This is a genomic window from Pseudomonas sp. Pse1, from assembly GCF_024519635.1.
Lineage (GTDB): Bacteria > Pseudomonadota > Gammaproteobacteria > Pseudomonadales > Pseudomonadaceae > Aquipseudomonas.
In genome coordinates this window covers 76,619-99,429 of sequence record NZ_JALJRO010000013.1, presented here as the reverse complement: position 1 = coordinate 99,429, position 22,811 = coordinate 76,619, and the positions used below count along the sequence as shown (strand labels likewise).

Genomic DNA, 22,811 nt, shown 5'->3' with positions numbered 1-22,811 from the left:
CCTCAGCGGCAGGCAGTTCAGGCGAACTGCATTTCCGGCACGTGTTCGGGAACGATCAGTTTACCGGCGGTCTTGCTGACAATCTCCTCGACGCTGACGCCTGGCGCGCGTTCCTTGAGGATGAACGCGCCGTTTTCGATTTCCAGGTAAGCGAGGTCGGTCAGCACACGCTTGATGCAGTTGGCGCCCGTCAGCGGCAGGCTGCACTGGTCCAGCAGCTTGGACTCGCCGTCCTTGGAGGCGTGGGTCATGATCACGATAATGTTTTCGGCACCGGCCACCAGGTCCATGGCGCCGCCCATGCCCTTGACCAGTTTGCCGGGGATCATCCACGAAGCGATGTTGCCTTGCACATCCACTTCGAAGGCGCCCAGCACGGTCAGATCGACGTGCCCGCCGCGAATCATCGCGAAGGATTCGGCCGAGGAGAAGATCGACGCGCCGGTGCGCGCAGTCACGGTTTGTTTGCCGGCGTTGATCATGTCGGCATCAATGGTTTCTTCGGTAGGAAACGGTCCCATGCCCAGCAGGCCGTTTTCCGATTGCAGCATGACTTCCATGCCTTCGGGAATGTAGTTGGCAACCAGGGTCGGAATGCCGATACCCAGGTTCACGTAGAAGCCGTCCTGCATTTCACGGGCGACGCGTTGAGCCATTTGTTCGCGGGAAAGTGCCATTGTTGTTATTCCTTCATTCGGTCCGGGGGCAGGGGATCACTTGCGTACGGTGCGTTGTTCGATGCGTTTTTCGAACGTGCCGCAGATGATCCGGTCGACGTAGATGCCAGGGGTGTGGATCTGCGTTGGGTCCAGCTCGCCGGGTTCGACGATTTCTTCGACTTCGACCACGGTGATCTTGCCGGCGGTGGCGGCCAGCGGGTTGAAGTTCTGCGCGGTGTGGCGATAGATCACGTTACCGAAGTGGTCGGCTTTCCAGCCTTTGACGATGGCGAAGTCGCCGGTGATGGACTCTTCCATCAGGTATTTGCGGCCGTTGAATTCACGCACTTCCTTGCCTTCGGCAACCGGGGTGCCGACGCCGGTGGCGGTGAAGAACGCCGGGATGCCGGCGCCGCCCGCGCGCATTTTTTCGGCGAGGGTGCCTTGCGGGGTCAGGATGACTTCGATTTCGCCCTTGAGCAGTTGCTCTTCGAACAGCTTGTTCTCGCCGACGTAAGAGGCCACCACTTTGCTGATCTGCCGATCGGTCAGCAGCACGCCGAGACCGAAGCCGTCGACGCCGCAGTTGTTGGAAACCACGGTCAGGTCACGGGTGCCCTTGCGCTTGATCTCGGCGATCAGGTTTTCCGGAATGCCGCACAGGCCGAAGCCACCGGCGATCACGGTCATGCCGTCTTCAAGCCCGGCCAGGGCCTCTTCATAGGAACTCACGCGCTTGTCGAAACCTGCCATATGCACCTCTTTTATTCTTTGTGGGCGGCTGGCTAGCCGAATGGGGAGCAGTGTTGCGCTGTTGGATATATTTGTTAAATTGATTTTTAGATTTTATTAATTTGAAAATCTCATTAATTGTCCGGGACCCCGAACTGGAGCCTAGCCCGTATGACCGTCAAGCAGATCCGTGCATTTCTCGCCGTGGCGCAAAGCCTCAGCTTTGCCGTGGCTTGTGAGCGCCTGCACCTGTCGCAATCGGCCCTGAGCCTGACGATCAAGGCCCTTGAAGAGAGCCTCGGCGGACGCCTGTTCAGCCGCACCACCCGCAACGTCGCCCTGACCGCGGAAGGTGAGTCGCTGCTGCCGCTGGCCCGTCGGCTGATCGCCGATTGGGACAACGCCGAGGACGAAATGCGCCAGCGTTTCACCTTGCAACGCGGCCGCGTGACGCTGGCGGCGATGCCCTCGTTCGCCGGCAACCTGCTGCCGCCGATCCTCAAGACCTTCCGCGCGCGGTACCCGAAAGTCAACGTCACGGTTCACGACGTGATCAATGAACAGGTGCTGGAAATGGTCCGCGACAGTCAGGTCGAACTGGGGGTGGCGTTCGAGCCCATGCAGAGTTCGTCACTGCAATTCACCGCGCTCTACCTCGATCGCTTCGTCGCCGTCGTGCCCAGCGATTCAGCGCTGGCGGGGTTGGCCGAAATCGACTGGCAGACCTTGTTGGAGCAGCCCTTTATCACCTTGCAGCGGCCGTCCACGGTGCGGGTGATGCTGGAGGATCACTTGCAGCTGCGCCAGACCCGATTACCGGTGGCCTTCGAGAGCCATCAACTGGCGACAGTCGGGCGTATGGTCGCCAGCGGCCTCGGTGTCAGCGCCGTGCCAGCACTGTGCGCCGGGCAAATGCGCGAACTGGGGGCACACTGCATTCCTCTCAGTGAATCGGTGGAGCGCGCCATTGGTGTGCTGACCAAGCCGGGTCACGAGTTGTCGGCGGCGGCGCAGGCCTTGTTCGAAATTCTCAGGGATGGGGTGCGGCAGCCGGCGTAATTGGCCGACGTTCAGGATTGGAAATAAAAACCACAGTCCGTTTGACCGCCCGTCTTTTTCCCGGATGACCTGCGCTTTTTCACAAAATTCTCACAATTGGAGGCGCACATTGAACACACAAAAGGATTTGACCCCATAGACATCAAGCCCGTCAGACGCGGGCTTTTTGTTGTCTGTCAGAAACCTCTGGCGTCTGCACGCAAACCTCGCGCTGTTCAAAAAGCGGCACTGCACGCACCTGGCTGCCCGGTTGTAATTGCAGGCGCTTGGCCGTCAGGCGGTCGACCTCAAGGCTCTGGCCATTGCGCCGGGCGTGCGCGACGGTGACTCGACAACTCTCCAGGCGCCGGTTGTAAATTAACCAGGGCAATCTCGCCATCCCATCTCGCAGGCCGATCTCCATGCTCAGCGTCAGGCTGTCGCGCACCGCACGAATCTGTGGGATGGCGGCTTCAATCACCGGCCCCGCATCGAAAATATCCACGTAACCCTGGTGGCTGAAGCCCTCGGCGCAGAGGATCCGGCGGGCCGGCTCAGCCTGTTCGTGGGCGGTACCCATCACCGCCCGCGCCTGTTCGGTGAGCAGACAGGTGTACAGCGGCTGGCGCGGCAGCAATTCGGCAATCAGGGCTTTGCTGCCCAGGCCGGAGAGGTGATCGGCATGGCTGAAGTCACGCTTGAAAAAGTGTCGACCCAAGCTGTCCCAGAACGGTGAACAACCGTATTCATCGGCGCTGCCACGCAACTCGGCAATCAGCTTTTCGCCGAACAGTTGCGGGTATTCGGCGACGAACAGCAAGCGTGCCACCGACAGCAGTCGGCCGTTATGGCCCTGGCGTTGGTCGGGACGCAGAAACAACGAGCAGACTTCCGATTGCCCGGTCATTTCGTTGCTCAGGAACAGCGTCTGAATGTGCCGTTCCATTCCTACCCGATAGTTGTACCAGGGCTCGCGTAGCCCTACGGCACCGCCGAGGGCGCTGACGCCGATCACTTGCTGGTCGTCATCTTCAAGTACAAACAGGTAGTCGGCATCCGCCCGCTCCACCTGACCGGCGAAGGTGCGTTGCGCCCAACGGATGCGGTGGGCCAGTCGCGCGTCATTGGCCGGCAGGCTGGTGAAGCCGGGGCCGGCGCGTCGGGCCAGGGTCATCAGCGCTGGCAGATCGCTGCCTTGCACCGGGCGAACGATCACAGGGCAATCAGCCGCAGCGGGCTGCCGTCTTTCAGTTGCAGCGCGTTCAGGGTGGCTGCGTCGAGGACGATGGGCTGGCCGGCGCTGCAGTCCAGTTCAACGAGCATGGCGCGGTAATCAGCCAGCCGGTCATTACTGACCAGATAAGGCGTCTGGCCACGCTGCGGGCTGCCCAGTTGGGCGCTGACGACGCGGCTTCGGGCAATCGAGCGGATGTTCGGTGTGCGCGCAATCAGGGTCGGCCCGGCGTCGAACAGGTCGACGTAGCTGTGGATTTCAAAGCCTTCGCCTTCAAGGATGGCGCAGGCCGCCTGGTCATTAGGATGGACTCGGCCGATACAGGCTTGGGCCTGCGGAGGCAGCATTGGTACGTAGATCGGGTAGTGCGGCATCATTTCCGCCAGCAAGGTGCGGTCCTGGGTACCGCGCAGATGTTCGGCCTCGGCGTAGGTCAGGTTGAAAAAATGGCTGCCCAGCGCGTCCCAGAACGGCGACTGGCCCAGCGCGTCGCTGTAGCCGACGATTTCGCTGAGTACCGCGTCGGAAAAGCGCTGCGGGTGGGCGGCGATAAACAGCAGGCGCGCCCGCGACAGCAATTGGGCGAAGGCACTGCGCGCCAGTTCGTGGTCGATGTGGAAGCCGCGCAGAAGCGTGTGCGGACTCAAGTCCTGACACAGTGACAGCGCTGGCACCCCATTGTGAATGTTGAGTTCCCGCGAGGCACTGACGAAAGGGCGATTGCGCAAGCTGTAAAAGGGTTGCGTATGGCCGGCAGTGGCGACGATTTCCGCACAGCCGAGCAGGCGCTGGTGTTGCGGGTCTTCGAGCACGAAACAGTAAATTTCCCCGCCATTTTCCTGCACGTCATTGCTGAAGGACGCAACCGAATCAAGAATTTTCTGGTGCAGGCAATCTCTGTCGTCGGGCAGGGACGAGACCCCGACCAGGCTGTCGCGCGCCAGTTGCTGCAGTTGGGACAAGTCGGCCAGCGCGACCGGGCGTAGGACCAGCATGGAGATACTCCTGTATCGAAACAAATACCTGGTAGAGGGCACCAGGGACGACTATCACTGTCGATTTCCACGCGTTGCAGTTGCAGCGACCAAACTCCGTTGGCCGTGCGCCATAGTAGTTGAACAACACCTGACGGCGCAGCACTATGCTAGCCGTTCGGCGAGTTTTTCCTGTCCCTGCCCAAGAGTAATTCCGCGTGCTGGTAACCCGATTGACCCTGATTTGTCACGCCCGCACCGTCGCGCAGAAACTGGCGCGGTTTCCCCTCGACGAGCCTCTGGAAACCGATTGGCAGGCCGCAAGGGGCAGTCGTGCAAAGGCCTTCAAGCGGGCCCCGCAGTTGCTCGGTGGCGGTGAAACACGAATCCGCCAAACCGGCGAATTGTTCGGCGGCGAGCTGCTTCATGTACCGGCCCTGGATGAATACGATTACGGACGCTGGCACGGCAAGCGTATCGATGACTTGCAGCGGGATGAACCCGAAGCGTTGCACGCCTGGTTCAGCGACCCCGACGCCACACCCCACGACGGTGAATCGCTGGGCCAGTTGCGCCAGCGGGTCGGACACTGGCTCGACAGCCTTGGCGGCAGCCCCGGCCATTTTCTGGCGATCACCCATCCGCTGGTGATTCGCGCGGCGCTGATGCACGTCTTGCAGTGTCCACCTTCGGCATTTCAAATGATCGATATCGAGCCGCTGTCCGCCACCGAACTGCGCCACAACGGTCGCTGGCGCTTACGCCTGATGGACAGCGGCGAGCCCGCCGAGGAGTTATAGGCATGAAGCGACTGTTGGTGATCGGCATCGGCGCCGGCGACCCTGACTACCTGACGATGCAGGCGATCAAGGCGCTGAACCGGGTCGATGTGTTCTTCCTGATGGACAAGGGACCGAGCAAGGACAGCCTGATCGACCTGCGCCGGGAGATCTGCCAGCGCTACATCACTGAGCCCGGCTATCGCTTTGTCGAAGCGCAAAGCCCGGAGCGGGTTCGCGGTGATGTCGACTATCAAACCAGCGTTTCGGCACTCAACCGCGACAAGCAGCAGACCTTCGAGCGGCTGATCAGCGAAGAAATGGCCGACAACGAATGCGCGGCTTTTCTGGTCTGGGGGGATCCTGGGCTGTACGACAGCACCTTACGCATTCTCCAGGCGATTCTTGACGGTGGTCGCTGCACCTTCGAAATCGAGGTGATCCCCGGCATCAGCAGCATCCAGGCGTTGGCGGCGCAGCACCAGGTGGCCTTGAATCGCATTGGTCGATCCGTCGAAATCACCACCGGGCGCCGGCTGGCGGCGGGGCAGGCGAGTGATGCCGACAGCCTGGTGGTGATGCTTGATGCCGAGGACGCTTACCATCAGTTTGCCGATCAGGAGCAGTACATTTATTGGGGGGCTTACCTGGGTACCCCGGATGAAATCCTCATCGCCGGCAAGCTCAAGGACGTGGCCGATGAAATCGAACGGGTGAGGAAAGCTGCGCGGCAGGAACATGGCTGGATCATGGACATTTACCTGATCCGCAAGCCAGACTCGACGCCGTGACCGGTCAGCCTCTCAGTAAACCCAGACCTCGACCCGGCGGTTTTTGATCCGGCCTTCATCGTCACTGTTGGCGGCCACCGGCATCTCGGCGCCGAAGCCACGGATCTCGCGAAACACCACGCCACCTTTCACCAGCTCGCGCCGCACAGCCATGGCCCGCAGCTTCGACAGCAAGGCCGCGCGTTGAGGATCGGCCTTGGCATCGCCAAAGCCCACCAACGTTACCTGGCGGTCGAGCTTGCGGTGTTGCTGCAAGTAGTCGAGGACTCGTGACAGATCCTCGCGGGCCTTGTTGTCGAGGCTGGCGCTGCCTTCCTCGAAACGAAAATTAACCGTCAGCCGCTGCGCTTGGGCACTGAGCGCCTGATAGCCCTCTGGCATCTGCTGGCTCGGCGTAACGCTCATGGCCTGTACGGTCTGTGCAACAAATCCATTGGCTGCGACTGTCGCCTGGCCTTGCGGGCTTTGCGCAAATTGCACCAGGGCTTGCGCCCAGGGATTGTCGTTGCCGGGCGGCAGGTACAGGTAGAGGCGCCGTGATAGCGGATAGTCTTCGGTGGCAATCAGGCGGGTTAGCGGCAGCATCGGTTGCGCGGCGCCGTCGGCAATCGCCACGGCTTTGGCCTGGCGCACGTAGGGCAGGCCGATGAAGCCGATACCCTGGCGGTCCTGGCTGACGGCGTCAGACAGTTGCTCGCTGGACTCGAAGCGCCGGGCGCTGCTGGCCAGGGTTTTGCCACGGGTTTTCAGCACCAGTTCCCTGAAGGTGTCGAAGGTGCCGGATTGGTCATCCCGCGCATACAGGTGGATCGCGCCGCCGATCCCGCCGAGTTGTTCCCAGGTGCTGATGTCGCCACTGAAAATTCGCGCCAGTTGCTCGGTGTTGAGTTGGTTCAGGGGATTTTGCGGGTGCAGGATGATCGCCAGGCCGTCGATGGCGATCACTTGTTCGGCGCCCGCGCTGTTCAGGTCGCCGAGGGTGTCGAGGTCCACCAGTTCACTGTCCTTGATCGGTCGCGACGAGGCGGCGAGGTCGGCTTTGGCGTTTTTCAGGGCGGTGAAGCCGGTGCTTGAGCCATGGGCGGCAATTTCGATGACCACCGGCTGACCTTCGGCGGTCTGGCCGATGACCTGCTGCTCGTTGGCATTGCCCCCGGGTACGCTGTGCACCTTGAGCAAACCTTGCTCAAGCATCAGGCCCTTGGCCAGCGCCGGCCCCAGCGCCGCGCCTATGGTGTTGGAGCCCTGGATGCGCAGTACGGTGCCGTCGACGGGAATGGGCAATGGCGTGGCCAGGGCGGGCACGGCCAATGAGCTGCATAGCAGCAGTGAGCAAATGAAGCGCAACATGGGCCGGCACCTTGGCGGGCAATGAAGGTGCCGGGACCATAAGACATTCAGGTTACTGAAATATGACGGTTTACCCGTGACTCGCCGCGTCGGATCAGCTCAGTTCCAGCCAGATCGGTGCGTGATCCGAGGGTTTTTCCAGGCCACGCAGCTCATAGTCGACGCCGGCATCCTTGATTCGCGGCAGCAAGGCCTTGGACGTGAGGATCAGGTCGATGCGCAGGCCGCGCTTGGGCTCGTCCTCGAAGCCTCGGCTGCGGTAGTCGAACCAGCTGAAGCGATCGGCGACGTCCGGGTTGAGATGGCGGAAGCTGTCTACCAGGCCCCAGTTCTTCAAGCGTTCCATCCACTCGCGTTCTTCCGGCAGGAAGCTGCACTTGCCGGTTTTCAGCCAGCGTTTCATGTTGTCGGGGCCGATGCCGATGTCGCAGTCCTGGGGGGAAATGTTGACGTCGCCCATCACCACCAGCGGCTGGTCGTTGCTGAACTGGCTTTCCAGGAGGTTCTGCAAATCGCTGTAGAAGCGCGCTTTGGCCGGGAACTTGGTCGGGTGGTCGCGGCTTTCGCCCTGTGGGAAATAGCCGTTCATGATGGTGATCGGGGTGCCGTCGGCATCGGCAAACGTGCCCCAGATGAAACGCCGCTGGGCGTCTTCTTCATCGCTGGCGAAACCTTTATGGATCGCCAGCGGCTCTTGGCGAGACAGCATGGCCACACCGTAATGGCCTTTCTGCCCGTGGTAGTACACGTGATAGCCCAGCGCCTGGACTTCGGCCAACGGGAACTGGTCGTCATGGACTTTGGTTTCCTGCAGGCCGATGACATCCGGTTGATGCTTCTCGATCAGTGCCGCCAGTTGATGAGGGCGGGCGCGCAGGCCATTGATGTTGAACGAGACGATCTTCATGGTCGGCAGTCCTGGCAAAACTGCGATGCTAGCCGACATGGGGGGCGGGGGCCAGTGGTGGGTGCTTACCGGCAGAGGCTACAGGTTCTCTACCCGGCCTCAAGGTGCCCCACATGGCAGCCCCCCCAATGCCCTGCTAATGTTTCCGGGCATGGGAACGATTACTGCATTGCCGGGTTCGTACCAACAAGAGCGGGCCCTTTGAGCCGCGCCAGGGGAGATCAACCGTCATGCCCGAAACCTCGACTGCCACCGCCGACATCCATCGGCTCGACAGCGGCTACTCGCGCGAAGCGCGTTCCTTGCTCTACCAGGCCTATCGCCACGAGCCGACGTTCAAGTTCCTGTTCGAAGCCGAGCGGCCCGGCTATGAACAGCGCGTACGGGCCACGGTGCGCGAGCTGGTCAAGCAACACTTCCTGCAGGATCTGCCGGCCATCGGCCTGCTGGTTAACGACCGACTGATCGGCATCGCCCTGATTGCGCCACCGCAGCGCCGCCTGGGGATTACCGAAAGCTGGGCCTGGCGCCTGCGCATGGTGCTCAGTACCGGTTTGCGCTGCACCCGGCGCTACCTCGAGTACCACGCCGCCGTTGCTGCCTGCGTGCCCTCGGACTCAGTGCATGTCCTGCCATTGTTGGGTATTCACCCGCAATTCCAGGGTCAGCATTACGGCGAGCAGTTGCTGCAAGCGGTACACAACTGGTGCGCTGTGGACGAGCATTCCCAGGGGGTGGTGCTCGACACCGGCAACCCGCGTTACCTGGCGTTCTACCAGCGTCAGGGTTACGAGGAGATCGGTGAGGTGGCGGTTGGGCCGGTGCGTGAGCACGTTTTTTTTCACGCCAATCCGCAGGTGTTACATAGCGCAACGGGATAACGCCGAACTTTTCTTCGGATTGTTCGCTCTATCACGCTCCTACGCTCGTGATAGCATCCGCGACTATGAAGTTTCCAGGAAGATTTACCAGTGGCGTGCTCGTGCTCATCAGCAGCGCAGCCGCTCTGGCTCAAAGTGAATTGGACGTCAGGATCAAACCGTCCAACGACGAGCTAAAGGCCAATATCGAGGGCTATATCGGCGACCTCGGAGACCGCGATGAAGAAGCGCTGTTGCGTTTCAGTCGCGGTGCCGAGGAGCAGGCGCGCAAGGCTGCCCAAGCCCTGGGTTATTACCAGCCGCAAATAGAAAGTACGGTCAAGGACGGCAAGTCGCCGCGCCTGGTGCTGAACATCGACCCCGGCGAACCGGTGCGCCTGCGCAACGTCAATATTCGTGTCACAGGGCCGGCGGCCTCCCTCAAATCCTTTCGCATTCCCCAGAGCAGCGTGCTCATGCCCGGCGCTGTCCTCAACCACGGTCATTACGACGATGCCAAGCGGCTGATCCAGAATCAGGCTTCGCGCTTTGGCTTCTTCAGCGGCCGGTTTACCAGCCAGAAACTCTCGGTCGACCCGCGCGCCGGTGTCGCCGACATCGACCTGGTGTACGACAGCGGTCCGCGCTATGCGCTGGGCAAGGTCAGTTTTACCGGCGATACGCCGTTTGACGACGATCTTCTGCAGCGCATGGTGCCGTTCAAGAGCGGCGCACCCTACGATTCCGAGTTGATCGCCGAACTCAACCAGGCGCTGCAATCGAGCGGCTATTTCGAGTCGGTGCGGGTCGATGCAGTGCCCACCAGTGCTGCCAACGACGTGATCCCGGTCGCGGTCACCCTGGATACCCGCAAGCCGCGGACCATGGGCCTGGGCCTCGGCTACTCCACCGACGTCGGGCCGCGGGTCAAGGCCAACTGGACGCGCCACTGGGTCAATCCCGAAGGCCACAGTTATGGCTGGGAGGCGGAACTGTCGGCGCCACGGCAGAACGTCGGCCTGTGGTACGACGTACCGCTGGATCCACCGCTCACTGACAAGCTGCGCTTCGCCGGCGGCTATCAATATGAAGAACTGGCCAACACCGACAGCCTGAGCAAGCTGCTGACCCTCGGTCCGGAATGGCACAGCAAGCTGCCCAGCGGCTGGCAGCGAGTGATCTCGCTCAAGTGGCAGCACGAGGAATATCGCCTGGGCGACGATTCGGGGATCAGTAACCTGCTGATGCCGGGCGTCAGCTACGCCTACCTGCGCAGCGATAATCGCATCGACCCGCACAACGGCTATCGCCTGCAATTCGACACCAAGGTGGCCAAGGAAGGGCTGGGTTCGGACAACAACCTGTTGTACGGCACGGCGCTGGTCAAGGGGCTGACCACAGTGCTGGATAACCATCGGTTCCTGGCGCGGGCGCAGATCGGCGGCTCGGCCACCAATGGCTATAAATCGATTCCGCCGTCGTTGCGCTTCTTTGCCGGTGGCGACCAGAGCGTGCGTGGCTACGACTACCAGAGCCTGTCCCCGGAAAACTCCGAGGGCGATCGTATCGGTGGTCGCTACATGGTCTCCGGCAGCGTTGAGTACCAGTACTCGGTGGCCGAAAAATGGCGCGTGGCGACCTTTGTCGATCAGGGCAACTCGTTCAACGATTTCGAACTGCCGAACCTCAAGACCGGGGTTGGTGTGGGAGTGCGCTGGGTTTCCCCGGTCGGCCCGATCCGTCTTGACCTGGCTCATGCGCTGGATGATCCCGGCGGAATTCGTCTGCACTTTTCCATGGGGCCTGAGCTGTGACGCGTGCTGTGAAAATAACCCTGCTGGCGCTGGTTGCGCTGGTAGCCGTGGTGGTGTTGAGCGTTGGCGCCTTGTTGGGGACCGAGGCTGGTAGCCGCTGGGCGCTGAACCAGGTGCCGGGCCTCAGCGTAGAGAATTTCCAGGGCCGCCTGGCCGGCCAATGGAGCGCCGATCATCTGCTGTGGCAGCAGGGCGGCGACCGGGTCGAGCTGGTCAAGCCGTTGCTGGCCTGGTCACCTTTGTGCCTGACGCGCATGACGCTGTGCATCGAACAACTGAAAGCCGAGCAGGTGATCCTGCAGTTCGCTCCGAGCGAGACGCCAAGCAGCGGCCCGATCAGCCTGCCTGAACTGAAATTGCCACTGGCCATCGAGCTGGGTGAAGTGCAAATCGGCAGCCTGCGCCTGGATGGCAGCGAGCAACTCAAGGACTTGCAACTGGCCGCACACTGGACCGCACAGGGCTTGCAGATCGAATCCCTGCACCTGCAACGGGACGACCTCAAGCTGGAGTTGTCCGGGCTGCTGCAACCCACCGGCAACTGGCCCCTCAGCGCCAACGGCCTGCTGACGTTGCCAGCACCGGGTGAACAGCCGTGGGCGCTGGCATTGAAGGTCGACGGCGACCTGCTGAAAACCCTCAACCTGACGGCCGACAGCAGCGGTTACCTGCAAGGGCGCCTCACTGGCGAACTGCAACCACTGGTAGACAATCTGCCGGCCACAGTGCGCATCACCGCCGATGGCTTCAAGGCCAGCGCCGACCTGCCGGACACTCTGCAACTCAATCAGCTCGAACTCACCGGCAATGGCGACCTGAAAAACGGCTATCAACTGCTCGGCAAGGCCAGCTTGCCGGCCGAAGACGGGCCGGTCGCCTTATCGCTGCAAGGCAAGGTCGACGCCAAAGGCGCGCAGATCGCTGCTTTCGACCTGACGGCCAATGACAAACAGAACCTCAAACTCAGCGGCCAGCTCGACTGGTCCGAGGGCCTGAGTGCCGATGCGAAGATCGACTGGCTGGACTTCCCCTGGCATCGCCTGTACCCGCTGATCGATGAGCCCGAAGTGGCGCTGCGCAGTTTCAATGGCGAAGTGTCATACCGCGACGGCAATTACCTGGGCAACTTCAAAGCCGCGCTGGACGGTCCCGCCGGTGCGTTCAGCCTGAGCAGCCCATTCAGTGGCGACCTCGGTCAGATCTTCCTCCCGCAGTTCAAGCTGGAAGCCGGGCAGGGCAAGGCCGAAGGTCATGTGAAGGTGCAATTTGCCGACGGCATTGCCTGGGACACCGCCCTCGACCTGTCGGCGATCAATCCGGCGTACTGGCTGGCGGAACTACCGGGGACTCTCGCTGGCCCGCTGCGCAGCAAGGGTGAGATGAAAAACGAGCGCCTGAGCCTCAACGCCGACCTCGATCTCAAGGGCAAGCTGCGTGGTCAGCCGGCGGTGTTGCAAGCCAAGGCCGACGGAGCCGGCGAGCGCTGGAACCTCAACGCCCTGCAAATCCGCCTCGGTGACAACCGCATCGATGGCAGCGGCAGCCTGCAGGACAAACTCAGCGGCCAGATCGACATCAAGGCCCCGCGTCTCGGCCAGCTGTGGCCGCAACTGCGCGGGCAACTCAATGGTCGGGTCGATGTTGCCGGCACGCTGCATGCGCCTCAGGGCAAGGTCAATTTGCAGGGTGTGCAATTGGCGTTCGACGACAATCGCCTGAAAAGCCTCAATCTCGATGCCACTCTCGACAGTGCGCAGCGGGCGAAGATCGAGCTCAAGGGCAGTGGTATCGAAGTCGGCGACAACGCTCTGGGCACCTTGACCGCCAGCGGTGAGGGCACGCTGAAGAACCAGAAGCTGCAACTGGACCTGCAAGGCCCATTGCTGCAACTGGCCTTGGGCCTGGATGGCAGCCTCGACCAGGGTAACTGGCGCGGGCGCCTGGCCAGTGGTGACATCAAGGCCGGTGGCCAGGATTGGCAACTGCAAGGTCCGGCAAAAATTGAGCGGTTGGCCGACGGCAAGCTGACCTTCGGCGCGCACTGCTGGATGTCCGGTGCGGCCAGTTTGTGTGGCGAGGATCAGCGCTTGATGCCCGAGCCGAAACTGCGTTACCACCTCAAGCAATTCCCCATCGACAGCCTGGCGCAATGGCTGCCCAAGGATTTCGCCTGGCAGGGCAAGCTCAACGCCGATGTGCAACTGGACTTGCCGGCCAGCGGCCCGAAAGGCCAGGTGCTGGTGGATGCCAGCGGCGGCACCTTGCGTATCAAGGAGAAAGACCAGTGGCTGGACTTCCCGTATCAGACCCTGAAACTCAGCAGTACCCTCAACCCCAAGCGCATCGACAGCCAGCTGGAATTTGTCGGCGGCAAGCTCGGCGAACTGATGGTCCAGGCGCAGATCAACCCGCTGCCGAAAAACAAACCCCTGAGCGGCTCGTTCCGCCTCAGTGGCTTGGACCTGTCGGTGGCGCGGCCATTTGTACCGATGGTGGAGAAACTCTCCGGCCACTTGAACGGCAGCGGCACCTTGTCCGGTGGACTGTTGGCACCGCAGGTCAACGGCAACTTGAACCTGGTCGACGGTGAAGTTTCCGGGCCGCAACTGCCGACACGTGTCGAAGCCTTGCAATTGCAGGCACAGATTGCGGGTGAGAGCGTGCAGCTCAACGGCGGCTGGAAAAGCGGCAAGACCGGGCAGGGCCGCCTGGACGGTCACGTCGCCTGGGGCCAGGCGCTGGTGGTGGACCTGAATCTCAAGGGCGCGCAGTTGCCGGTCAACGTTGAACCTTACGCGGCTCTGGAAGTAGCACCGGACCTGAAGATTTCGATCAAGGAAGACAAGCTGGCGATCACCGGCAAGGTGCTGGTGCCCAAGGGCGAGATCACCGTGCGCGAACTGCCGCCGTCGACGGTCAAAGTCTCCGATGACACGGTGATCGTCGGTCACCAGACCGAGGAGGGTAAGCCACCGATGGCGATGGCCATGGACATCGAAGTGATCGTAGGCGAAGACAAACTGAGCTTTGCCGGATTTGGTCTCACGGCCAATCTGCAGGGCCATGTGCACATCGGCGACAACATGGACACCCGTGGCGAGTTGTGGCTCAACGACGGTCGCTACCGTGCCTACGGCCAGCGCCTGACGGTACGCCGTGCACGTCTGCTGTTCGCCGGGCCGATCGACCAGCCGTACCTCGACATCGAGGCCGTCCGCCAGACCGACGATGTGATTGCCGGGATCCGTCTGAGCGGCAGCGCCGAGCAGCCGACGACGCAGATCTTCTCCGAGCCGGCGATGAGCCAGGAGCAGGCGTTGTCCTACCTGGTGCTTGGGCGTCCGCTCAGTACCAACGGTGAAGACAACAACATGCTGGCGCAGGCCGCCCTGGGCCTGGGCCTGATGGGCAGTTCCGACCTGACCGGCAGCCTGGCGAAAAACCTCGGAATCCAGGACTTCCAGCTCGACACCGAAGGCAGCGGCACCACCACCAGCGTGGTCGCCAGCGGCGATATCACCGAGAAGCTCAGCTTGCGTTATGGGGTCGGGGTCTTCGAGCCGGCCAACACTATTGCCTTGCGCTACAAACTGAGTAAGAAGGTCTACCTGGAGGCTGCCAGCGGCATCGCCAGTTCCCTGGACATCTTCTACAAGCGCGACTTCTAACGGCTTTTTTAGGAGCGAGCCTGCTCGCGAAAAACCTCAACGATAACGTGCGTGTGTTGAGTGCGCGCAACCCCAACGGGCCCGGGTTTAACGGAACTTCCTTCCATTGAACCCGCGCCCGTTGTCGTTTTGCCGTGGGCGATTTCCAGTTAATTGCAAAGCCTGCTAACTAATTTATTTGACATTCACTGCCTAGGCAGTAACATCTGGACATATATTCACTGCCTAGGCAGCTATCGAGTCGCCAGATGAAACATTTCTCGCCGGACAACTTTCAAAATTGCCACCTCGGCCTGCTGCTCGGGCGCGCGGCCCTGCTCAAGGACCGGATCATCGACACCCACATGGAACCCCACGGCATCACCGCCGCGCAGTTCAAGGTGATGATCATCATTGCCCAGTTTGGCGTCGACACCCCGGCCGAGCTGTGCCGCCACCTGTCCCTGGACAGCGGCTCGATGACCCGCATGCTCGACCGCCTGGAGCAGAAGGACCTGTTGCTGCGCAAGCGCTGCGCGGATGACCGCCGCCTGGTGCGTCTGGCCTTGACCGAAGAAGGCCAGGCGCTGGCCGACAAGTTGCCGGAGATCGGCGTCAACGCCATGAACCAGTTGGCCGGCGCCCTCGACAGCGAGGAGTTGCAGACCCTGGAAGCGATCCTGAAGAAAATTCTCTTGGCCGCCGGCGATCCCATCACCGTGCTGCGGGTAGGTGATCAATGAGCATGACGACGCGGCTTGGTCTGGTGCTGATGGCCATGAGCCTGGCCGGCTGCGCCAACTACAGCGGCTTGAACACCGAAGGTGTGAGCCTGCAGGCGCAATCGCTGCAGGCCGGGCACTCCCTGAATGGCGTGGCCCTGTCACCGGCGGCCTGGCCGAAAAGCGACTGGTGGACCAGCCTTGGCGATCCGCAGCTCGACGGTCTGATTCGTGAAGCCCTGCGCGACAGCCCGGACATGCAGATCGCCAGCGCCCGTGCCAATCAGGCCAGCGCTGCCGCCGGTGCCGCGGATGCCGCGCGGATGCCGACCCTGGATGCCAGCGCCGGAATTCGCCGTGAGCGACTGGCGCAGTACCAGGATCCGACTCTGCAAGGTGATCGATACGACACCATGCGCAGCCTCGGCGCCACGTTCAATTACACCTTCGATTTGTGGGGCGGCCAGCGCGACGCCTGGGAAGCTGCATTGGGCCAGGCCCGCGCGGCGCAGATTGACCAGCAGGCCGCGCAGTTGACCCTGGCCGCCGATGTCGCCCGCGCCTACAGCAATTTGGGCCAGGCCTATATCGTTCATGACCTGGCCAGCGAAGACCTCAAGCGCACTCAGCAGTTACTCAGCCTGAGCCAGCGCCGGCTGAGTTCGGGTATCGACAGCCTCTACCAGTACCAGCAAAACCAGAGCCTCGAAGCCAGCTCCCAGGCGTCTTTGATCGATGCCGAGAAAAACCTGCAGAGCGCAAAAATTGCCCTCGCGGTGTTGCTGGGTAAAGGCCCGGATCGCGGCAACGAAATTGCCCGGCCGAACATCCTGCAAGCCAGTGCCGTGGCCCTGCCGTCGGTGCTGCCTGCCGAGTTGCTCGGCCGTCGCCCGGATCTGGTGGCGGCGCGCTGGCGGGTCGAGGCGGCGAGCAAAAGTATCGAGGCGGGCAAGACCACTTTTTATCCCAACCTCAACCTCAGCGCGGCAGCCGGTTTCGAGTCGCTGATGGGCAACGCGGTGTTTGGCTCGACCTCGCGCTTCCTTAATGTCGCGCCGACCATTTCCCTGCCGATCTTCGACGGCGGCCGCCTGCGCGCCGACCTCGACGCCAAGGACGCCGATTACGACCTGGCGGTGGCGCAATACAACAAGAGCCTGGTCAAGGCCCTCGGTGATGTCAGCGACAGCATTTCCCAGTTGCGTGATGTCGGTCGGCAGATCGCCGCGCAGCAGCACGCCACGGACATTGCCCAAGCGTCCTACAACACCGTGCTCGAGCGCTACGGCTCAGGGGTCGGCAACTACCTGGACGTGCTGAGCATCGAGCAGCAGTTGCTCGGCGCGCAACGTCAGCTGGCCAATCTGAACGCCGAGCAGATCGATCTGTCGATTCAATTGATGCAGGCCCTGGGTGGCGGATTCCAGAGCGACAACCTGGCCGTGGCCAGCCCATCTCCGGCGCCCGCCACGCGCACCCATCATTAAGGTATTGGTCATGGCCAACGTGCAGAACACCCCGATAACAGAAAATACCCCCGACACGGGCAATCCCGGCAAACGCAAGTTGATGCTGACCCTGCTGGCGATCCTGGTGATCGTCGCGAGCCTCGGCGTCTGGGGCTGGCATCACTTCTACGGCCGTTGGAACGAGAGCACCGACGACGCCTACGTCAACGGCAACGTGGTGGAAATCACCCCGCTGGTGACTGGCACGGTGGTGAGCATTGGCGCCGACGATGGCGACTTGGTGCAGGAGGGCCAGGTGCTGGTCAACTTCGACCCCAATGACGCCGAGGTCGGGTTGCAGAGTGCCCAGGCCAACCTCGCGCGTACAGTGCGCCAGGTGCGTGGCCTGTACAGCAACGTTGATGGCATGAAAGCTCAGGTCAACGCGCAGAAAGCCGAAGTGCAGAAAGCTCAGGAAAACTTCAATCGTCGGAAAAATCTCGCCGCCGGTGGGGCAATTTCCCAGGAAGAACTGTCCCATGCCCGCGATGACCTGACCTCGGCGCAAAACGCCCTGGCCAACGCCCAGCAACAGTTCAAGACCAGCAGTGCGCTGGTCGACGACACTGAAGTCTCGTCGCACCCGGACGTCCAGGCCGCCGCTGCGCAGTTGCGCCAGGCTTACCTGAACAATGCCCGCAGCACCTTGATCGCACCGGTCACTGGTTATGTCGCCAAGCGCACCGTGCAACTGGGCCAGCGCGTCCAGCCAGGCACCGCGTTGATGGCGGTGATTCCGCTGGATCAGTTGTGGATCGACGCCAACTTCAAGGAAACCCAACTGCGTGACATGCGCATCGGCCAGCCGGTGGACATCGAGGCCGACCTGTATGGCAGCTCCGTGAAGTACAGCGGCACCATCGACAGCCTCGGCGCCGGTACCGGCAGCGCCTTCGCCCTGTTGCCGGCGCAAAACGCCACCGGCAACTGGATCAAGATCGTTCAGCGGGTGCCGGTGCGCATCCACATCAACGCCGAGCAACTGGCCAAGCATCCATTGCGGGTCGGCCTGTCGACCCTGGTCAATGTCGACCTGCGCGACCAGAGTGGCCCGGTACTGGCCCAGCAGCCACCGCAAAAGGCCAGCTTCAGCACCACCATCTATGACCGCCAGTTGGCGGATGCCGACGCAATGATCGCCCGGCTGATCCATGACAACAGTTCAGCCCTGAGCAAAACCGCCCAGCGTTGAGTTCGCCAATCCGCTCGTTGCGCCGTGCAAGCGGCGCAACGCTCGCCTCGTTCCCAAGGATTTGCGATGAGTAACAACGCCTCATTCACGCCACCCAGCCTGGTGCTCAGCACCATCGGCCTGTCGCTGGCGACCTTCATGCAAGTGCTCGACACCACCATCGCCAACGTCGCCCTGCCGACCATCTCCGGCAACCTGGGAGTGAGTTCGGAGCAGGGCACCTGGGTGATCACTTCATTTGCCGTGAGCAACGCGATTGCCTTGCCGCTCACCGGCTGGCTGAGCCGGCGCTTCGGCGAGGTGAAACTGTTCCTTTGGGCGACCATGCTCTTTGTGCTGGCCTCGTTCCTCTGTGGGATTTCCACCTCGATGCCGGAGCTGATCGGTTTCCGGGTGCTCCAGGGCCTGGTGGCCGGGCCGCTGTATCCGATGACCCAGACCCTGCTGATTGCCGTCTATCCACCGGCCAGGCGCGGAATGGCCCTGGCGTTGCTGGCGATGGTCACGGTGGTGGCGCCGATTGCCGGGCCGATTCTCGGCGGCTGGATCACCGACAGCTACAGTTGGCCGTGGATCTTCTTTATTAACGTACCCATCGGCATCTTCGCAGTGATGGTGGTCAAGCAACAGCTCAAGGCGCGTCCGGTTGAGACCAGTCGCCAGCCGATGGACTATGTAGGACTGATCAGCTTGATCGTCGGCGTCGGCGCGCTGCAAATCATCCTAGACAAAGGCAACGACCTGGACTGGTTCGAGTCGAACTTCATCCTGATCGGCGCGGCGATTTCGGTGATTGCCCTGGCGGTGTTTGTGATCTGGGAAATGACCGACCGCCATCCGGTGGTCAATCTGCGGCTGTTTGCTTACCGTAACTTCCGCATCGGCACCATTGTGCTGGTGTTGGGATACGCGGGGTTCTTCGGCATCAACCTGATCCTGCCGCAATGGCTGCAGACCCAGATGGGCTATACCGCGACCTGGGCCGGGCTGGCGGTGGCGCCGATTGGGATTCTGCCGGTGTTGATGTCGCCTTTTGTCGGCAAGTACGCGCACAAGATCGACCTGCGCCTGCTCGCCGGCCTGGCGTTCCTGGCGATTGGCTTGAGTTGCTTTATGCGCGCCGGATTCACCAACGAGGTCGACTTCCAGCACGTGGCGTTGGTGCAGCTGTTCATGGGCATTGGCGTAGCGCTGTTCTTCATGCCGACCTTGAGCATCCTGATGTCCGACCTGCCGCCCCATCAGATTGCCGATGGCGCCGGCCTGGCGACGTTCCTGCGGACCCTGGGCGGCAGCTTCGCGGCGTCGCTGACCACCTGGATCTGGATCCGCCGGGCCGACCAGCATCACGCTTACCTGAGCGAAAGCATCAGCACCTACGAGCCGGCCACCCGCGACGCCCTCAACAGCCTGGGCGGCGCCGGCACCCCGGCCTACGCCCAGCTCGATCACGTGCTGACCAGCCAGGCCTACATGCTGTCCACCGTGGATTACTTCACGCTATTGGGCTGGGGCTTTGTTGGCCTGATCCTGCTGGTATGGCTGGCCAAGCCACCGTTTGCGGCGAAGGCTGGGCCAGAGGCGAGCGGTCATTAACGATCAATCAGTCAGGCGCTTCTGCATGAAGAAGCGCCTGCTGCCGCGCGGATAGTCGGCAATCTGCCCAACCTCGACAAACCCCAGCTTGCTGTAGAACGCTGGTGCCTGGAACTCGAAGGTGTCGAGGTACATGCCGATGCAGCCCTTTTCCCGCGCCAGCTCTTCGGCCATGTGCATCAGGCGCGCGCCAATGCCCTGGCCGCGCAATTGTGGCTGCACCGATAGCAGGTCAATGAACAGCCATTCATAGAACAGCTTGCCATACAGCCCGCCGAGCACTTCGTCGCTGTCTTCGCCGCGCACCAGCAGGGCGATTTCCTGATAGTGGCCATCACCGGCATTGGCGATGTTGTGGGCGCGCAGGGGAGCGAGGACGGCCTGGTATTCCTCGGGTTGCGGGTCTTCGGTGAAATCGATGCGCAGCGGCATGGGCGACGTCCTTGTGTCGACTGAGGGGATTCGCCAGATTAACCCATGGGTCGGGGTTTCGCAGAAACGCGGGCAAAAAAAAGCCCGCGCGGGGAGTGCGGGCTAAATGTTCCTTGAATGAGCGGTGTGACTATAAAGGTCCTGTCGCAGCGGCACAGTGAAGGATTTGTCATGTGCCGTTCGTCCATCTGTGCGCACTTTGGCCCGGCCATTGGATCAAAACGACGAGGCCCAGCAGACCGTTCAACCCTCGGAGAATCGCTCGGTGTTTGGCGGGTGTAAGTTGAGTCTGGGCTTAACGTCTTCGACGGAGGTGGCTATGAGTATTGCGATGTTGAGCAAAATGCATATGAACGGCTATGACGTAGTGAGCGTGAACAGCGGCCCGTGGCGGGTCTGCACCCCGCATGACCGCTACGGCACCTTTGCTACCCGGGAAGAGGCGCTGGCGTTTGCCGCCTCCCTGCCAGGCTACAAGGCCAGGCGCCTGGGGGCCGTTAACAAGCAGTAGCGCAGAGGCTGAAGGCGAGGGCGCGAGGCGCTCTCGCTACAGCCGGTCTTGACCGCCGGGTACGCGTCGGTCGGCGCCCGCCGGGTTGCCGCTGTCGAACAGTCGGCGTTCCGTCAGCACATTGTCCAGTGCCTGGCGATCGCTGGGGACCAGTTGGTGACGTCGCTCCTTGAGTTCCAGCAAGATTGAATTGGACCAGTGACGATAGGTCTGTTCAGCCAGTTGAATCGGATTCATCTTCGTCTCCCAGACCGGATGTTTCAGCACGGGGCGGGGTGCGTCGCCGCGCTCAGGCTAGTCGAGAAAACCTCCGCTTGCCAGGTACAGGCGCTCAGCCGTGGGGCCTTTCGTCGCCGCGCAGAATTTTACCGATCGGCACAATCAGTTCCGGCTCCTGATGGCGTACGTTGCCGACGGCGCTGTCGACCTTGAACCATTCGAAGGTGTCGGACGGCTCCCCCTCATGCAACACCATTTGCTCGGCACGCTCCTTGGGCATGCTGAGGTTCAGCCATTCGCGCGCCAGCTCCGGCGACAGCACCACGGGGCGGCGATCATGCACATCCAGTAGGCCGCCCTCACTGTCGGCGGTGATGATCACGAAACCGTCATCGGCTCGCGGATCGCGCCCCCCCGCCGGATATTGACCAATGGCCGCACAGAGGGCAGGCGCGCGATTGCGGCGGCGGATCAGGTAGGGCTGTTTGTTCGGGCCACCTTCGTAGACCCACTCGAACCAGTTGTCGACGGCGACGATGGCGCGGTGCGGCCAAACGGCGCGGAAGAATGGACCGTGGGCGACTTTTTCCACTCGGGCGTTGATCGGCAGCGAGCGGTCGGTGGACCAGTGCGGGCGCCAGCCCCAGCGCACCCGATCGGCATGCAGGGTCTCGCCTTCGAGGTGGATCAGGGCGACCGCAGTGGTCGGCGCGACGTTGTAATACCCCAGCGGTTCATCACCCACGCTGTTGGCCAGGGCATTGGGCATGCCCAGGGCCGCGACAAAATCGTGAATGCCTCGATACTGTGAAAGTCTCCCGCACATCGGAAAGCCCTCCGCTGGAGCCCTCAGCTTAGTTCACGGACACCCGCACATTTTCGTATCCGCTTACAGATCACTAACAATCGGGGTATTTATTCGCTCGCCCGTGGCTTTCTACAATGCCCGTTGATCTTCGGGAGCTGGAATGATGAGTGTGTCGCTGCGTATGGCTACAGTCGATGATATCGAGAGTCTGTTCGAGATACGCACTTCAGTGGCGCAGAACCACCTGAGCCGCAAGCAGATGGATGAGTTGGGCATCACCCCGCAGGTCCTGCGCTCGGCAATCAACGAAGGGCCGTGCATCTGGCTCGCCGAAGTCGATCGGCAACCGGTGGCCTTTTCGATGATCGATCGCGCCGAAGGCGAGGTATTTGCCATGTTCGTGCGTCCTGAGCATGAGAAATGCGGGCTTGGCCGCTTACTGATGGACGCCGCCGAAGCCGAGCTGTTCAAGACCCATGAACGGATTGTCCTGGTCACTGACGGCCGCCCGGAGATCAGGGCCAATGGCTTTTATCAGCGTCTGGGCTGGACGGTGGTCGAGCGAATCGATGCCCGGGATGTGCGGTATGAGAAGCGCAGGCCATTGTTGTAACGCGTCTTGAGCCCTGCCCATTTCTATCAGGGGGCATCACCTGGATGTTGGCGCATCTGCTCCTCCACCTGACGACAGGCTTTGGCAATGATGCTGCGCGCCATTGGCGAGGCAACGGCGGACGCCTGGTCCTGGCAAATGGCAATATCGGCCATGACATCGGTCTCGGCCTTATCCTCGGAATCGCTGAAAACCAGGTAGGCCGCCAGCGCAACAGCGGCGGCTACGGCGAGCCTGATCAGCCAGCGTTTTCCCTTTGGTCGCAGATCGGCGTGGCAGTGCTTGCAGCGAATCGCGGCGGCCTTGATGCTCTCCGCGCAAAACGGGCAGAGCGTGTCTGATGTTTGCAACGTGATGATTTCCTTATCAAAAAATACAACATGAGCGCTAGCGCAACATGATGGCAGAAATCATCGCTCTTGCGG

At 61.8% G+C, this 22,811-nt stretch carries 22 protein-coding genes; 13 read left to right on the top strand and 9 right to left on the bottom strand.

Annotation, left to right across the window (positions count from 1 at the left end; translation table 11 throughout):
- Window positions 1-17: 17 nt before the first annotated feature.
- Complete coding sequence (locus NR126_RS19390) at window positions 18-677, bottom strand: CoA transferase subunit B (RefSeq protein ID WP_027620682.1); 660 nt, start codon at window positions 675-677, stop codon at window positions 18-20.
- Between the two features lie 36 nt (window positions 678-713).
- A complete protein-coding gene (locus NR126_RS19385; protein WP_027620681.1) occupies window positions 714-1,412 on the bottom strand; it encodes a CoA transferase subunit A in 699 nt (232 codons plus the stop codon).
- Between the two features lie 150 nt (window positions 1,413-1,562).
- On the opposite strand from NR126_RS19385, the gene NR126_RS19380 reads away from it, so the two are divergent.
- The gene (locus NR126_RS19380) at window positions 1,563-2,450 is read left to right on the top strand and encodes a LysR family transcriptional regulator (RefSeq protein WP_027620680.1); all 888 of its coding nucleotides are present in this window, start codon (window positions 1,563-1,565) and stop codon (window positions 2,448-2,450) included.
- A gap of 151 nt (window positions 2,451-2,601) precedes the next feature.
- On the opposite strand, the gene astA is transcribed toward NR126_RS19380, so the two are convergent.
- Both astA and NR126_RS19370 read right to left on the bottom strand, forming a co-directional pair.
- Entirely contained in the window at window positions 2,602-3,645 is a 1,044-nt protein-coding gene (gene astA, locus NR126_RS19375; RefSeq protein ID WP_051550596.1) for an arginine N-succinyltransferase, read from the bottom strand.
- On the bottom strand, window positions 3,642-4,658 hold the full coding sequence (locus NR126_RS19370; RefSeq protein ID WP_256830866.1) for an arginine N-succinyltransferase: 1,017 nt from the start codon (window positions 4,656-4,658) through the stop codon (window positions 3,642-3,644). The genes astA and NR126_RS19370 overlap by 4 nt, the downstream gene beginning before the upstream one ends.
- A gap of 197 nt (window positions 4,659-4,855) precedes the next feature.
- Here NR126_RS19370 and NR126_RS19365 point away from each other — a divergent pair, with 197 nt between their 5' ends.
- Both NR126_RS19365 and cobF read left to right on the top strand, forming a co-directional pair.
- Window positions 4,856-5,437, top strand: coding sequence for a histidine phosphatase family protein (locus tag NR126_RS19365; protein WP_256830865.1), 582 nt, complete (start codon window positions 4,856-4,858; stop codon window positions 5,435-5,437).
- A gap of 2 nt (window positions 5,438-5,439) precedes the next feature.
- Window positions 5,440-6,207, top strand: a complete 768-nt coding sequence (gene cobF / locus NR126_RS19360; protein WP_256830864.1) for a precorrin-6A synthase (deacetylating) — start codon at window positions 5,440-5,442, stop codon at window positions 6,205-6,207.
- Window positions 6,208-6,219: 12 nt separating this feature from the next.
- Here cobF and NR126_RS19355 read toward each other — a convergent pair whose 3' ends face one another.
- A complete protein-coding gene (locus tag NR126_RS19355) occupies window positions 6,220-7,557 on the bottom strand; it encodes a substrate-binding domain-containing protein (RefSeq protein WP_105754743.1) in 1,338 nt (445 codons plus the stop codon).
- 94 nt (window positions 7,558-7,651) lie between these two features.
- On the bottom strand, window positions 7,652-8,464 hold the full coding sequence (xthA, locus tag NR126_RS19350; RefSeq protein ID WP_027620675.1) for an exodeoxyribonuclease III: 813 nt from the start codon (window positions 8,462-8,464) through the stop codon (window positions 7,652-7,654).
- Between the two features lie 230 nt (window positions 8,465-8,694).
- Here xthA and NR126_RS19345 point away from each other — a divergent pair, with 230 nt between their 5' ends.
- From NR126_RS19345 to NR126_RS19315, 7 genes are all read left to right on the top strand, one after another.
- Window positions 8,695-9,345, top strand: a complete 651-nt coding sequence (locus tag NR126_RS19345) for an N-acetyltransferase (protein ID WP_027620673.1) — start codon at window positions 8,695-8,697, stop codon at window positions 9,343-9,345.
- Between the two features lie 65 nt (window positions 9,346-9,410).
- Window positions 9,411-11,138 (top strand): autotransporter assembly complex family protein, encoded by a 1,728-nt coding sequence (locus NR126_RS19340; protein WP_027620672.1) that lies wholly within the window; start codon window positions 9,411-9,413, stop codon window positions 11,136-11,138.
- Window positions 11,135-14,806, top strand: a complete 3,672-nt coding sequence (locus NR126_RS19335) for a translocation/assembly module TamB domain-containing protein (protein ID WP_256830862.1) — start codon at window positions 11,135-11,137, stop codon at window positions 14,804-14,806. Before NR126_RS19340 ends, NR126_RS19335 begins: the two co-directional genes overlap by 4 nt.
- Window positions 14,807-15,054: 248 nt before the next feature.
- Window positions 15,055-15,528 (top strand): MarR family winged helix-turn-helix transcriptional regulator, encoded by a 474-nt coding sequence (locus NR126_RS19330; protein WP_105754742.1) that lies wholly within the window; start codon window positions 15,055-15,057, stop codon window positions 15,526-15,528.
- Window positions 15,525-16,994 (top strand): efflux transporter outer membrane subunit, encoded by a 1,470-nt coding sequence (locus NR126_RS19325; RefSeq protein WP_256830861.1) that lies wholly within the window; start codon window positions 15,525-15,527, stop codon window positions 16,992-16,994. Before NR126_RS19330 ends, NR126_RS19325 begins: the two co-directional genes overlap by 4 nt.
- A 10-nt stretch (window positions 16,995-17,004) precedes the next feature.
- On the top strand, window positions 17,005-18,207 hold the full coding sequence (locus NR126_RS19320; RefSeq protein ID WP_027620668.1) for an HlyD family efflux transporter periplasmic adaptor subunit: 1,203 nt from the start codon (window positions 17,005-17,007) through the stop codon (window positions 18,205-18,207).
- Between the two features lie 66 nt (window positions 18,208-18,273).
- Window positions 18,274-19,803 (top strand): DHA2 family efflux MFS transporter permease subunit, encoded by a 1,530-nt coding sequence (locus NR126_RS19315; RefSeq protein WP_027620667.1) that lies wholly within the window; start codon window positions 18,274-18,276, stop codon window positions 19,801-19,803.
- A gap of 3 nt (window positions 19,804-19,806) precedes the next feature.
- Here the strand turns inward: NR126_RS19315 and NR126_RS19310 are convergent, their stop codons facing one another.
- Window positions 19,807-20,235 carry an N-acetyltransferase gene (locus NR126_RS19310; RefSeq protein ID WP_027620666.1) on the bottom strand — a complete coding sequence of 143 codons (429 nt, stop codon included), beginning with the start codon at window positions 20,233-20,235 and terminating at the stop codon, window positions 19,807-19,809.
- A 319-nt stretch (window positions 20,236-20,554) separates the two neighbouring features.
- Here NR126_RS19310 and NR126_RS19305 point away from each other — a divergent pair, with 319 nt between their 5' ends.
- Window positions 20,555-20,746 carry an SPOR domain-containing protein gene (locus tag NR126_RS19305; RefSeq protein ID WP_105754740.1) on the top strand — a complete coding sequence of 64 codons (192 nt, stop codon included), beginning with the start codon at window positions 20,555-20,557 and terminating at the stop codon, window positions 20,744-20,746.
- Between the two features lie 36 nt (window positions 20,747-20,782).
- Here the strand turns inward: NR126_RS19305 and NR126_RS19300 are convergent, their stop codons facing one another.
- Both NR126_RS19300 and NR126_RS19295 read right to left on the bottom strand, forming a co-directional pair.
- Window positions 20,783-20,983, bottom strand: a complete 201-nt coding sequence (locus NR126_RS19300; protein ID WP_027620664.1) for a hypothetical protein — start codon at window positions 20,981-20,983, stop codon at window positions 20,783-20,785.
- Between the two features lie 94 nt (window positions 20,984-21,077).
- Window positions 21,078-21,791, bottom strand: coding sequence for an SOS response-associated peptidase family protein (locus NR126_RS19295; RefSeq protein WP_033866419.1), 714 nt, complete (start codon window positions 21,789-21,791; stop codon window positions 21,078-21,080).
- A gap of 145 nt (window positions 21,792-21,936) precedes the next feature.
- Between NR126_RS19295 and NR126_RS19290 the strand changes: the two genes are divergently transcribed.
- Window positions 21,937-22,386 (top strand): GNAT family N-acetyltransferase, encoded by a 450-nt coding sequence (locus NR126_RS19290; RefSeq protein ID WP_027620663.1) that lies wholly within the window; start codon window positions 21,937-21,939, stop codon window positions 22,384-22,386.
- Window positions 22,387-22,430: 44 nt separating this feature from the next.
- On the top strand, window positions 22,431-22,727 hold the full coding sequence (locus NR126_RS19285) for a hypothetical protein (protein WP_256830860.1): 297 nt from the start codon (window positions 22,431-22,433) through the stop codon (window positions 22,725-22,727).
- Window positions 22,728-22,811 lie beyond the last annotated feature (84 nt).